We start from the raw sequence: 12953 nt of genomic DNA, 5'->3' as shown, positions 1-12953 counted from the left end.
TCCACACGTCCAGCGCACTGATCGGGTCGGACTCGGGCAGCATCGCCCGCTGCAGGGTCTCGACCAGTTGGTGCTCGCCCTGGTGCAGCTCGGCGTTGTCCAGGGCCATCCCCACCCGCCGGGCGCACAGGTAGAGCACCGTCTGCAGTTCCTCGCTGTGCTCGACCTCACCGTGCGGCACCGCCGTCATCAAACCCAGCGTGCGGCCCCGACCCAGCAGCGGAAAGACGTGCACCCGGCCATCGCGTGCGTCCTCGGGCAACTGCCGGCGGACCAGATCGATCAGTTGGGCGGCCGCCGAACCAGACGGGTGCCGCCCGTCCAGCGGGAGGTTCAGCGACTCGATCCGCTCCCGCGACAGCAGGCGTGCCACCGGGTCGGCCAGGTCGGCGCTGGTGCGCCCGCGGGCCACCCCCACGTGGCGTACCCGCACGTGCTCGGTGATGTCCTCCGACATCCGCAACAGGCCGTCGTCGACGACGAAACCGCACCAGATGTGCATCCGGCCCCGACCATCCTGGCAATGGCACTCAGGGCCATCGGTTCGTCGAAGTCGACCAGGATCTCCGAGATCTTGGCCACCACCTCCAGCGCCCGGCGGGAGTGGTGCTCGGGCAGCAACTGCTCAGCAGTGGTGGCGGCCTGGCGCTGAACGAAGATCAGCCGCCGTGCCTCCCCGGTCTCCGGGTCGTGCCGGACCGTGAGCGTGACGGGGACGTCCAGGTCCTCCCCGTCCGTGGTGCGGATCGGTAGGGACGTGTGCAAGGGGTCCGACTGCGGGCCCACTTCGTCAACCTGCTCGGCGATCACGGCACGGTACCCCGGGCGCAGGATGCCCTCCCCGAGTGCCTGCGCTCGCTGCAGGGTGTACCCGGTCACCTCGGTGAATGCCTCGTTCACCCAGACCGCTCGGAACGCGCCTCCGTGCCGGTCCCAGACACCGATAGCGAAATCGCCCTCCAGCAGGGCCCGGACGGCGTCCTCCCGAGCCGTGGCCTGCACCATCTCGACAGATTCGGTAGCCTCGGAGGTTGCATCGGGTCCCATCGTGGGAGGGCTCCTTGTCTCGCATGTCACGACATGGTCTGATCCGTGGTACGCACCGATCGCGTCCGTTCCGCACCCGTTCGACCGAACCGCACCTGGAGGCTGACCTTGGCCGACGTTAACAGTGGCGAGGAGCACCCGCGCGGTGAGCGCGGCAGTGTGCACACGCTGCTCGAGTCCGACCGTACCCGCATCGTGCTCAGCGGTGAGGTCGATGTCTCCGTCAGCGCCGAACTGACCGACGCCGTCGCCGAGGCCGAGGCGGCCGGAGTGCCCACCCAGGTGGATGCCAGGCACGTGACCTTCATCGACTCCTCCGGGGTCGCGCTGCTGGCCCGCCTGGCCAGCCGTACTCCGGGCCGGGTGCAGATCCTCAACCCCCCGGAAGTGCTGACGTTCCTGCTGGAGGTCACCCGGATCGGGGAGTTGGTCGAGGTGGTCGACACCAGTGGGGACGATCACGGCGGCGCCATCCCGTTGCCCCGCCGGCCCGACGACGACCCACCGGATGCCATCGCCTGACCGCCGCCCGCAGGCGTCCCGTCCCTCCGCCGTCGCCGATGTCCCATCCCGCCACAGCGTCGCCCCACCTCATCGCCGAGACCAGTCGGGTGCGGCAAACCGGCGCCGCATCCCCCCGTTCGCACGGGCAGTTCACCGGTCTCACAGGTCTTGGGCACAGCGCAACGGCGCGGCGCCCCGGGTGTGTCCCCGGCACACCGCGCCGTCATGACGCGCCGGCTCAGTTGAGCTTCTGGCCCGCCGAACGCAACTCCTGGCAGGCCTGCACGATCCGATCGGCCATACCGGCCTCGGCGAGCTTGCCCCAGGCGCGCGGGTCGTAGGCCTTCTTGTTACCCACGTCGCCGTCGACCTTCAGCACACCGTCGTAGTTGTGGAACATGTGCGTCACCACCGGACGGGTGAAGGCGTACTGGGTGTCGGTGTCGATGTTTCATTTGATCACCCCGTGGTCCACCGCGGTGGCGATCTCCTCGGCGGTCGAGCCCGAGCCGCCGTGGAACACCAGGTCGAACGGCTTGTCCCGACCGACCTCGGCACCAACCGCCTGCTGGATCTCACCGAGGAGTTCCGGACGTAGTTTGACGTGGCCGGGCTTGTACACCCCGTGCACGTTGCCGAAGGTCAGGGCGGTCATGTAGCGACCCTTCTCCCCGATCCCCAGCGCCCGCACGGTGGCCAGGCCGTCCTCCACGGTGGTGTAGAGCTTCTCGTTGATCTCGTGGGCGACGCCGTCCTCCTCGCCGCCGACCACGCCGACCTCGATCTCCAGGATGATGTTCGCCGCCTGCGCCTTCTCCAGGAGCTCGGAGGCGATCTGCAGGTTCTCATCCAGCGGCACCGCCGAGCCGTCCCACATGTGCGACTGGAAGGAGGGCAGGCCACCATCGGCAACCTGCTTGGCCTCGATCTCCATCAGCGGGCGAACCCAGGAGTCCAGGTTCTCCTTGGCGCAGTGGTCGGTGTGCAGGGCGATGGTGACCGGGTAGTTCTTGGCGACCTCGTGGGCGTAGGCGGCCATCGCCAGCGAACCGGCCACCCTGTCCTTGATGGTGGATCCGGAGGCGTACTCGGCACCGCCCACCGACACCTGGATGATGCCGTCGCTCTCTGCCTCGGCGAACCCACGCAGGGCCGCGGTCAGGGTCTGGGAGGAGGTCACGTTCACCGCGGGGTAGGCGAACGAGCCCGCCTTGGCGCGGTCGATCATCTCCGCGTACACCTCAGGGGTGGCAATACCCATTGCTATCTCCTGTTCGTCTGCGATTCTCATCTGGGCGCCCCGGGGGGACGCGCGTCTGCGCCGGGCGAAGCACCAGCCGCTCCAGTCTTCCACGGATCGGCCCCGATGCCGGATTCGGGATGAAGACGAGGGCCGGCCGTGGCCGGGCTGAGGGCCGACGACGACGCAACCGCCGGGCGCGATGCGACCTCCGACGCTGGGTGCTGGACGGGACAGGGCGGCGGTGCGGCGCCGGGAGTAACGCGACGTCGGCAGCGCGGCGGGGGTGTGCCGGACGGAGGCGCGGTAGTAGGCGTCGGAGCGCTCCGGCGACGTCTACTGCTGGGGCTCGGGCACCCGGGCGTGCTGCAGGGCCCAGTGGTACATCGCCACCGCGGCTGCGGCGCCGGCGTTGATGGAGCGGGTGGAGCCATACTGGGTGATGTGCACGATCTCGGTGCTGGCCCGTTGCGCGGCCGGACTCAGGCCGGCCTGTTCCTCACCGAACAGCAGCACGCACTCCCGCGGGAGCCTCCGGTGCTCCAGCGGCACCGAGCCGGGCAGGTTGTCGATGCCGATGACGGGCAGAGTCCGTTCGGCGGCCCAGGCCACCAGGTGCTCGATGTCGGGGTGATGGTGGACGTGCTGGTACCGGTCGGTCACCATGGCGCCGCGACGGTTCCACCGTCGTCGACCCACGATATGGACGGCGGCGGCCCGAAGGCGTTCGCACTGCGCACCACCGAGCCGATGTTGAAGTCCCGGCCCCAGTTCTCGATGGCCACGTGGAAGCCGTGGCGGGTGGTGTCCAGGTCCGCCACGATCGCCTCCAGGCGCCAGTACCGGTAGGCATCGACGACGTTGCGCCGGTCCCCGCGGGCGAGCAGGTCGGGGTCGTAGTGGTCCCCCTCCGGCCAGGCATCAGGTCCTCCCGGCCACGGCCCGACGCCCTGTTCGACCGGCGGCCCCAACTCGGCGTCGGGGTGCTCCGGCTGCGCTCGGCGCTGCCCCTCGGGCCGGTGCTCCGGCTGCACCTCGGTTTCGCGTCCCGGCTCTGCACCGGTCACGGGCACGCCTCCGGGGCCGCCTGCATCGGTCGGCCCATACCCCTGGTCCTGGTCGTGCTCCACCACCCCAGTATCCCCGCTCCCCGGCCTCCATTCGCGCCCCGCCCCGGTCACCTCCCCGCCCCGGGTCGCCTCCCCCGCCCCGCTCACCTCCCCCGCCCCGGCATCCAACGCGCCGGAACCATCCAATTGGTCAGTTAGGGTGACCGGTGGGCTCGTTCAGCCGCTACAACCGACCGATTGGATGGTTGTGGCGCGGGGGCGGGGCGGGCGGTGGCGCGGGGCCGGGCGGAAGCGTGGCGGGGGCGGGGCGGGCGGTGGCGCGGGGCCGGGCGGAAGCGTGGCGGGGGGGCCGAGGGCAACCGGGCGGGCATGCCTGCGGGGCCGAGGGCAACCGGGCGGGCATGAGCGGGAGCGGGGGTGGGCGGAGGCGGGCGTGTGTGCGTGCGCATCGCGCGCCGTGGCGGGCTCGCTAGGCTGGGGCAAGAAGCCGGAAGCGGTCACTCAGCGCGCAGCGAGGACCTGGCCGGCCCGATCTGAGAGGCGAGCGCGGTGGGTGAACGGATTTCGAACTGGCTGACCGACATGGACGGCGTGCTGGTCCATGAGGAGCACGCTCTGCCGGGTGCTGCGGAGTTCATCGCCGCGCTGCGGGACAAGGACATCCCGTTCCAGATCCTCACCAACAACTCGATCTTCACCCCGCGGGATCTGGCCGCGCGGCTGCGCGCCACCGGGATCGAGGTGGAGGAGACCCACATCTGGACCTCGGCGCTGGCCACCGCCACCTTCCTGGCCGACCAGATCCCCGAGGGCAGCGCGTACGCCATCGGCGAGGCCGGGCTGACCACGGCGCTGTACGAGAAGGGCTACACCCTCACCGACACCGACCCGGACTTCGTGGTGCTCGGGGAGACGCGCACCTACTCCTTCGAGGCGATCACGCGGGCGATCCGGCTGGTCAGCTCCGGGTCACGGTTCATCGCCACGAACCCCGACGTGACCGGACCCTCCGGGCAGGGACCGATCCCGGCCACCGGATCGGTGGCGGCGATGATCACCGCGGCCACCGGGCGCGAGCCCTACTTCGTGGGCAAGCCGAACCCGGTGATGATCCGGACCGCGCTGAACCGGATCGATGCCCACTCCGAGCACACCGCGATGATCGGGGACCGGATGGATACCGACATCGTGGCGGGGATGGAGGCCGGTTTGCGTACCTTCCTGGTGCTGTCCGGCTCCACTCGGCCCGAGGAGATCGAACGCTTCCCCTACCGGCCCAGCGAGGTGCACGACGACATCGCGGCGCTACTGGAACGGCTCGGGTAACCCAGCCTCGCATACCCCCGGTCACCCGGCTCGCGGGGCACCGTCGTCAGCCGGCGCGGTCCGCCTTCAGCCCGCGGTGCAGGTCGACCCGCAGTGCAGGTCAGGTCAGCCCTGGGTTGGGGGCGGTGAGTTCGGGTAGCCGCCCGAACCGGGCTGGCCCTGGTCCGGGTGCTGCCCGCCGGGCTGCGGCGGTTGACCCGGCTGCGGGGGTTGACCCGGCTGCGGGGGCTGCCCGCCCGGCTGCGACGGTTGGCCGGGCGCCTGACCGTGCCCACCGTGCCCACCGTGCTGACCCGGCTGACCCGCGTGTGGGGGCGGCGCTTGCTGACCTTGCTGGAAGTAGCCGGGCCGGCCACCGCCCTGACCGGGCTGGAATGCTCCGGGCTGACCGCCGTGAGAGGGCTGTGCCAGGCCACCCTGCTGCTGGGGCGCCTGGCCCTGCCCGTAGCCACCCAGGTTGCCCTGGGAATCAGAGAACGAGACGTTCGGTACCGCCCGCACCGCGGGGTTGTTGGCCTCGAAGTACTCAGCGCGCACGAAGTTGAACATGCCGGCGATGATGTTGGAGGGGAACACCTCCACCTTGGTGTTCAGCGTGCGCACGTTGGCGTTGTAGAAGCGGCGCCCGGCGGCGATCCGGTCCTCGGTGTTGGTCAGTTCGTTCTGCAACTGCAGGAAGTTCTCTGCGGCACGCAGTTGCGGGTAGTTCTCCGCCACCGCGAACAGGCGGCCCAGGGCGTTGGACAGGATGTCCTCCTGCGCGGCCTGCTGGCCCGGGGAGGCTCCCGGTGTGGCGGCCTGCGCGCGAGCCTGGGTGACTTCCTCGAACACCGATCGCTCGTGCACGGCGTAGCCCTTGACCGTCTCCACCAGGTTGGGGATGAGGTCATAACGCCGGTGCAGTTCGACGTCGATCTGGCGCCACGCCTCCTGCACCAGGTTCCGCAGGCGCACCAGCCGGTTGTACATCGTGATCGCCCAGATCACCAGGATGACGACGATCACGAGCAGTAGCACGAGTACGAATTCCACCGTGGCCCACCTCCTGGGTGTCCCGAGTGGAGAAACGGTTCCCCCACCCCTTCCGGTCCATCACCCGAGGGCGCGAACCGGGATCGAGTCTAACGGGTGGTCAATCCGAGATCCTCGGCCGAGAGCAGCCAGACGTACGGTAGCCCGGCCCGCTCCATCGCCTCCCGAGCCCCGGTGTCCCGGTCCACCACGGTCGCCACGCCGACCACCTGCGCGCCGTGCTCACGGGCTACCCGAGCGGCGAACAACGGCGAGTTCCCGGTGGTGGAGGTGTCCTCCAGGATCACAACCCGCCGGCCGCCGACATCGGGCCCCTCCACCTGCCTGCGCATTCCATGCCCCTTGGCTTCCTTACGCACCAGGAACGCATCCAGGGACAGGCCCCGGCTGGCCGCGGCGTGCTGCACGGCCGAAACCACCGGGTCAGCGCCCATCGTGGGCCCGCCCACGGCGTCCACCTCAGCCACACCCATCCCGGCCTCCTCCAACCGGTCCAGCAGCAGGTGCCCGATCAGCGGGGCGGCTTCGTGATGCAGGGTGGCCCGGCGCATGTCCACGTAGTAGTCGGCCTTCTTGCCGCTGCTGAGCGTGACCTCACCGTGCACCACTGCCAGGTCCGCCACGAGTTCGATCAGCCGGTCCAGGGGAGAGGTGTTCACGCGATCCAGGGTATCGGCCCTGGCGATACGGTGATCGGCATGAGAATCGCCACCTGGAACGTCAACTCCATCCGGTCCCGGCTCGACCGGGTCACCGCCTGGCTGCAACGCACCGGCGCCGACGTGCTGGCGATGCAGGAGACCAAGGTCGCCGACGCGAAGTTCCCGGTGATGGACTTCGAGGCGATCGGCTACGAGGTGGCCTTCCACGGCCTGAACCAGTGGAACGGCGTCGCGATCGCCTCTCGCGTGGGCCTGGCGGACGTGCAGACCCACTTCGCCGAGCAGCCCACCTGGGGCGACCCCCCGGCCGCCGAGGCCCGGGCGCTCGGCGCCACCTGCGGCGGCGTGCGCGTCTGGAGCCTGTACGTGCCCAACGGGCGCACCCTGGTGGACCCGCACTACCTGTACAAACTGGACTGGCTCGCGGCACTTCGGCACCAGGCCGCCACCTGGCTGGAACAGGATGGCGACGCGCGGATCGCACTCCTGGGGGACTTCAACGTCGCACCGCTGGACGAGGACGTCTGGGACACCGCCGTCTTCGAGGGCGCCACCCACGTCTCCCCACCGGAGCGGGACGCCTTCGCATCACTGCAGGAGGCCGGGTTCGTCGAGGTCACCCGCGCCCACACCCCCGGCGCCTACACCTACTGGGACTACCAGCGCCTGCGCTTTCCCCGCAACGAGGGCATGCGCATCGACTTCGCCCTGGCCTCTCCCGCCCTGGCCGAGAGGGTGCTGGGCGCCGCCATCGACCGCGATGAACGCAAGGGCAAGGGCGCCTCGGACCATGTGCCGGTGATCATCGAGGTGGATGCCTGACCGGGGCGGGCGCGCATGAACCGGCACGCCTGACCGGGGCGGGCGCGCATGACCGGCGCGCCTGACCGACCTCCCCCGGACAGGCACACCGCGTGAGCCAGCGGGCGCGACCGGCGTTTAGGGTGTCTCCATGACCGAGCCGCCCCAGCCGCCACCGGGCAAGCCGTCCCGCGCCCAGCGGCGGCAGAAGCGCTGGGAAGCACCCCCGGGAGCACCGCCGGTGCCCACGGTGCCCACGGGTCCGGCCGGCTCACCCACCGCCGAACCCGCCGCCTCGCCCGGCCAGAGCCCCTACGGTCAGCGATCCGCACCTCCGCCGATGCAGGAGTCCAGTGGCAACTACGGCCACTTCACCTTCCCGCAGATGCCCAAGGCGAAGTTGGAGCCGCGCGCCGTGCTCGGCCTGATCACCTCGGTGCTGGGCCTGCCCGGACTGGTGCTGGGCCTGCTGGCCCGCCCCCGCGTCAAGGGCGGACGACGACGCAGCCCGGCGCTGGCAATGAGCGCCATCGTGCTGGGGGCGCTGTTCACGGTCGGATGGATCCTGACCGTGATCACCTTGGCACTCACCGGCACGTTCGACCGCCTCACCGAGACCCCCCAGGCCGGTGACACCGACACCCCGCGCACGATCGCCTCGGCCACCCTGGCCGAAGGCAACTGCATACTCACGCTGCCCCCGGCCCGCCCGGTGGGTGATGTGCGGGTGGTGCCCTGCGCGCAGACCCACATCGCCCAGGTGATCTCGGTCCACACCCTGGACGGTGACTTTCCCGGGCAGGAGGAGTTGGAGACCCAGGCCGACCAGGTCTGCACCGACCAGGTCGAGGCGTTGCCCACCGACGAGGTCCAGGTGATGCCGTGGTACCTGATTCCCAGCGGCGAGGGTTGGCAAGAGGGCAACACCCAGCTGATGTGTCTTGCCCGTGGTGCCACCGGGCCGTTCGAGGGCGACCTGCTGAACTGACCGTCCTGGCTCAGACGAAGTGGATCGACCGGTGCAGCCGCGTGCGCCAGTCGAAGAGCACGTCCGCCTCCAGCCCGGGCACCCCCGGGACGCCGGTGCGCAGCAGTGCGGCGATCGCGCTGCTGCGCACCACCATCCGCCGCAGCCGCCGCGAGCGCCCCACCACCGCGGTGTCGGCCTCCAGGTGCCCATCGGGCAGCACCACCACCAGCGCGGTGAAGTGCAGCCCCCAGGAGCGCGCTGCCCGGAGCCGGCCGGCCAGGTCCTTCATCGGCCGCTCCCGCTCGGCCAGCCCTTCGCTGTGCAGGTCGCGGGTGCCCGGCCGCACCGGAGCGCCCCAGTCCTCGGACTGGATCGCGAACAACCCGGTGGGCCCCAGCGCGATGTGATCGATCTTAGTGTGCCCGGCGGCGGCGGCCGAACGGGGGCTTCTGGTCGTGGCCACGTCATGCCAGACGGTGAACGCCGAGCCCAGGTCGGCCAGCGCTTTGGCGGTGGCCTCCTCGGCGACCGCATCGGCCAGCAGGTGGCGGATCTCCCGGGGTGCGCGCCGCACCAGGGCGGGCTCGTAGGGGTCGGTCAGGTCCACGCCGCGCCCGACCCATTCGCGGACCAGCGTCAGGTACTGCTGGCGGGACCACCCCCCGGGGTGCCCGTGGGATCGGGCCCGCGCCGGTGCCGAACGCGAGGCCGAGGATCGCCCCGCAGTACCGGCGGCCCAGACCCGCTGCTCCGGTTCCGGCCCGGCAGCGGGTGAACTCCGCCGTCGTTGGTCATGCACGGCGCGCAACCGCGGGCTGCTCACCTGCGCCCAGGCCGCCTGCACGGCCGCGAAAACCTCAGGGTCCCCGCCCAGATCGGGATGGGACTGGCGCATCATGCGGCGGTAGGCGCGCTTGAGTTCGGCATCGGAGGCCTGCGCGGACACCCCGAGCACCTCATAGGCGCTTCTGCCCATGAGTCGATCGGACATGCCAGCAACCTCCGGGAGACGGACCAGCACACCTTAACCCGCGTGGGCACCCATTCCATCGCCCCGTCCCCGCGGCCGCCGGGATGACGCCGCGCTGCCGCCGTGGCAGCACCGGCCGATAGGGTGCGTGACCATGAGCACGTCGCCGCACGCACCCGGGCGCACCGAGGGACGACGTCGAGCGCGGATCGCCGCGGCGGTCGTGGCGGTCGTGGCGGTGCTCGCCCTGGCGGCGGTCGCCGGCATCATGATCTCCCGTAGCGGGCAGGACGAACTCGCACCCGGTGACACCGATACCGCGGTCGATGTGCCCGAGACGCGGTTGGCCCTGGGGGCGTGCCTGGAGTCGTTGGAGTACGTGCACGACGATCTGTTGCGCCAGGTCCCGTGCGCGGCGCCGCACCAGGCCGAGGTGGTGGCCACCGAGGAGATCACCGACGCGGAGTTCGACAGTCGCTACGCCTACGCCCGGCAGGCCGAGGAGCACTGCCTGCCGGTCTCCTACCAGGTGGTTCCGGAGGAGGTCGACACCGCGGCGCTGCGCACCCACACCGTCTCCCCCACCTCCGATTCCTGGGAGGAGGGGGATCGCATGATGCGGTGCCTGCTCACGGTTGAGCCGGACCATCACCTGACCGGCAGTTTCACGGCCGGGGACGTGGAGTTACACACGGAAGCGCTGTGAGGTCCGACCGATCGTCCGCCGTGGTCAGTCGCTGGTGAGCACCAGGCCAGCGCTCGTCTCCTGCGCGCGATCGACCGTGACGCGATCCCCGTCCACCGTCTCCCCGGCCAGCAGCAACTTCGCCAGGGGGTCCCCGATCTCACGCTGGATGAGCCGGCGCAGCGGCCGGGCCCCGTAGGCGGGATCGTAGCCCTCCAGGGCCAGCCACTCCCGCGCCGCGGGGGTCACCTCCAACTGCAGCCGGCGGTCGGCCAAACGGTCCGCCAGGTGACGCACCTGCAGGTCCACGATGGTGCCGAGTTCATCGATGGTCAGGGCGTCGAAGACGACGATCTCATCGAGACGGTTGAGGAACTCGGGCTTGAACGAGGCCCGCACGGCGGTCATCACCGATTCCTTCTTCGCCGCCGGGTCCAGGGACGGGTCCACCAGGAACTGCGATCCCAGGTTGGAGGTGAGCACCAGGATGGTGTTGCGGAAGTCCACCGTGCGGCCCTGACCGTCGGTCAGGCGCCCGTCGTCGAGCACCTGCAGCAGGATGTCGAAGACCTCCGGGTGGGCCTTCTCCACCTCATCGAGCAGCACCACCGAGTAGGGCCGGCGCCGCACCGCCTCGGTGAGCTGACCACCCTCCTCATAGCCCACGTACCCGGGCGGGGCACCGACCAGGCGGGCCACGGAGTGCTTCTCGGAGTACTCGCTCATGTCGATGCGCACGATGGCGCGCTCGTCGTCGAAGAGGAAGTCCGCCAGGGACTTGGCCATTTCGGTCTTACCCACACCTGTGGGTCCGAGAAACAGGAACGAACCGGTGGGCCGGTCGGGGTCGGCCACCCCGGCGCGGGAACGGCGCACCGCATCGGAGACGGCTCCGACGGCGTCGCGCTGGCCCACCAGACGCTGGCCGATGACCTCCTCCATGTGCAGCAGCTTCTCGGTCTCCCCCTCCAGCAGCTTGCCGGTGGGGATCCCGGTCCAGGCCGCGACCACCTCGGCGATCTCCTGGGGACCCACCCGCTCGGCGATCATCGGGGCCTGCTCGGTGGTGCCGGCCTCTTCGGCCTCGGCCTCGGCGATCTCGCGTTCCACGCCCGGGATCTCCCCGTAACGCAGCCGGGAGGCGGTCTCCAGGTCTCCCTCGCGCTCGGCGCGGGCCGCCTCGGTGCGCAGCGTGTCCAGCCGCTCGCGCAGATCACCGGCCCGGTTACGGCCGGCCTTCTCCGCCTCCCACCGGGTGGTCAGGGCCACCAGTTCCTCCCGCCGGTCGGCCAGATCGGCGCGCAACTGCGCGAGTCGCTCGGCGGAGGCCTCGTCGTTGTCGGCGTCGGAGAGGTAGGACTCCTCCATCTCCAGGCGGGTCACGGCCCGCTGGAGTTCATCGATCTCCATCGGGGAGGAGTCCAGTTCCATCCGGAGTTGGGAGGCGGCCTCATCGACCAGGTCGATGGCCTTGTCCGGCAGCTGCCGTCCGGTGATGTACCGGTGCGAGAGCGACGCCGCAGCCACCAGGGCACCATCGGCGATCTCCACCTTGTGGTGGGCTTCGTACTTGGGCGCGATGCCGCGCAGGATCGCCACCGTGTCCGGCACCGAGGGCTCATCGACGAACACCTGCTGGAACCGGCGCTCCAGGGCGGCGTCCTTCTCGATGGACTCGCGGTACTCATCCAGCGTGGTGGCCCCGACCATGCGCAACTCTCCGCGGGCGAGCATCGGCTTGAGCATGTTGCCCGCGTCCAGGGTGGAGTCTCCACCCGTGGCGCCGGCACCGACCACGGTGTGCAGTTCGTCGATGAACGTGATGATCTCGCCGTCGGAGTCCTTGATCTCATCGAGCACCGCCTTGAGGCGCTCCTCGAACTCCCCGCGGTACTTCGCCCCGGCCACCATCGCTCCCAGGTCCAGGGAGATCAGTCGCTTGCCCTGCAGGGAGGCGGGCACGTCGCCGTCGACCATCCGCTGGGCCAGGCCCTCCACCACGGCGGTCTTCCCGACGCCGGCCTCCCCGATGAGGACGGGGTTGTTCTTCGTGCGCCGGCTGAGCACCTGCACCACCCGGCGGATCTCGGTGTCGCGCCCGATGATCGGGTCAATCCGCCCCTCCTGAGCGGCGGCGGTCAGGTCGGTGCCGTACTTCTCCAGGGCTTGGAAGGTGCCCTCGGGGTCCGCTGTGGTGACCCTGCCGAACCCCGCACGTTCGGCAGCGTGGCCGCCAGCGCGTCGCGGTTGGCACCCATGGAACGCAGCACCTCACCGGCGTTGCCGGAGTCGGTCGCCAGGGCCATGAGCAGGTGCTCGGTGGAGACGAACTCATCCCCCAGCGCCTTGGCCTCCTCGCCGGCGGTCTTCATCACCGTGGCCAGGCCGCGAGACACCTGGGGCTGGTTGACCGAAGATCCCGAGGCCGCGGGCATGCCCGTGAGCACACCTTCGGTGCGCCCGGCGACCATGGCCGGAGCGACCCCCAGGGCGTTCAACAGCGCGACGGCGATCCCGTCCTCCTGGGCGAGCAGGGCGGCCAGCACGTGGGCGGGCTCGACCTGGGCGTGACCGGCGGCCGAGGCGTTGCGGACGGCTGCCGACAGCGCCTCCTGGGACTTGGTGGTGAGTTGAGTGTCCAAAGTT

At 70.5% G+C, this 12953-nt stretch carries 9 protein-coding genes and 3 pseudogenes; 5 read left to right on the top strand and 7 right to left on the bottom strand.

Going from position 1 to position 12953, the window contains the following annotated elements:
* Nucleotides 1-333: 333 nt before the first annotated feature.
* The gene (locus tag ACRRRO_RS08775) at nucleotides 334-1047 is read right to left on the bottom strand and encodes a PAS domain-containing protein (protein ID WP_434081398.1); all 714 of its coding nucleotides are present in this window, start codon (nucleotides 1045-1047) and stop codon (nucleotides 334-336) included.
* A 108-nt stretch (nucleotides 1048-1155) separates the two neighbouring features.
* On the opposite strand from ACRRRO_RS08775, the gene ACRRRO_RS08770 reads away from it, so the two are divergent.
* A complete protein-coding gene (locus tag ACRRRO_RS08770; RefSeq protein WP_424795414.1) occupies nucleotides 1156-1569 on the top strand; it encodes an STAS domain-containing protein in 414 nt (137 codons plus the stop codon).
* A gap of 220 nt (nucleotides 1570-1789) precedes the next feature.
* Here ACRRRO_RS08770 and fbaA read toward each other — a convergent pair.
* Both fbaA and ACRRRO_RS08760 read right to left on the bottom strand, forming a co-directional pair.
* A pseudogene (gene fbaA / locus ACRRRO_RS08765) lies at nucleotides 1790-2812 on the bottom strand (class II fructose-bisphosphate aldolase).
* A gap of 315 nt (nucleotides 2813-3127) precedes the next feature.
* Nucleotides 3128-3762, bottom strand: a pseudogene (locus tag ACRRRO_RS08760) (TrmH family RNA methyltransferase).
* Nucleotides 3763-4443: 681 nt separating this feature from the next.
* Here ACRRRO_RS08760 and ACRRRO_RS08755 point away from each other — a divergent pair.
* The gene (locus tag ACRRRO_RS08755; protein WP_424795787.1) at nucleotides 4444-5187 is read left to right on the top strand and encodes an HAD-IIA family hydrolase; all 744 of its coding nucleotides are present in this window, start codon (nucleotides 4444-4446) and stop codon (nucleotides 5185-5187) included.
* A gap of 105 nt (nucleotides 5188-5292) precedes the next feature.
* Here ACRRRO_RS08755 and ACRRRO_RS08750 read toward each other — a convergent pair whose 3' ends face one another.
* Together ACRRRO_RS08750 and pyrE are read right to left on the bottom strand one after the other, a co-directional pair.
* On the bottom strand, nucleotides 5293-6219 hold the full coding sequence (locus tag ACRRRO_RS08750) for a LemA family protein (RefSeq protein ID WP_424795416.1): 927 nt from the start codon (nucleotides 6217-6219) through the stop codon (nucleotides 5293-5295).
* Nucleotides 6220-6308: 89 nt separating this feature from the next.
* Nucleotides 6309-6878, bottom strand: coding sequence for an orotate phosphoribosyltransferase (gene pyrE / locus ACRRRO_RS08745; RefSeq protein WP_424795417.1), 570 nt, complete (start codon nucleotides 6876-6878; stop codon nucleotides 6309-6311).
* Nucleotides 6879-6917: 39 nt separating this feature from the next.
* Between pyrE and ACRRRO_RS08740 the strand changes: the two genes are divergently transcribed.
* Complete coding sequence (locus tag ACRRRO_RS08740) at nucleotides 6918-7703, top strand: exodeoxyribonuclease III (protein ID WP_424795418.1); 786 nt, start codon at nucleotides 6918-6920, stop codon at nucleotides 7701-7703.
* 130 nt (nucleotides 7704-7833) lie between these two features.
* On the top strand, nucleotides 7834-8670 hold the full coding sequence (locus ACRRRO_RS08735) for a hypothetical protein (protein WP_424795419.1): 837 nt from the start codon (nucleotides 7834-7836) through the stop codon (nucleotides 8668-8670).
* A 10-nt stretch (nucleotides 8671-8680) separates the two neighbouring features.
* Here the strand turns inward: ACRRRO_RS08735 and ACRRRO_RS08730 are convergent, their stop codons facing one another.
* Nucleotides 8681-9643 (bottom strand): J domain-containing protein, encoded by a 963-nt coding sequence (locus tag ACRRRO_RS08730; RefSeq protein ID WP_424795420.1) that lies wholly within the window; start codon nucleotides 9641-9643, stop codon nucleotides 8681-8683.
* Nucleotides 9644-9776: 133 nt separating this feature from the next.
* Here ACRRRO_RS08730 and ACRRRO_RS08725 point away from each other — a divergent pair, with 133 nt between their 5' ends.
* Nucleotides 9777-10328 carry a septum formation family protein gene (locus ACRRRO_RS08725; protein WP_424795421.1) on the top strand — a complete coding sequence of 184 codons (552 nt, stop codon included), beginning with the start codon at nucleotides 9777-9779 and terminating at the stop codon, nucleotides 10326-10328.
* Nucleotides 10329-10352: 24 nt separating this feature from the next.
* Here the strand turns inward: ACRRRO_RS08725 and clpB are convergent.
* Nucleotides 10353-12949: pseudogene (gene clpB / locus ACRRRO_RS08720) on the bottom strand (ATP-dependent chaperone ClpB).
* Nucleotides 12950-12953 lie beyond the last annotated feature (4 nt).

The organism is Sanguibacter sp. Z1732 (genome assembly GCF_051020515.1).
In the GTDB taxonomy this organism is placed as follows: domain Bacteria; phylum Actinomycetota; class Actinomycetes; order Actinomycetales; family Beutenbergiaceae; genus CALKWS01.
Note: the sequence above shows the minus strand (reverse complement) of the source record. Positions and strands in the feature narration are given on the sequence as shown.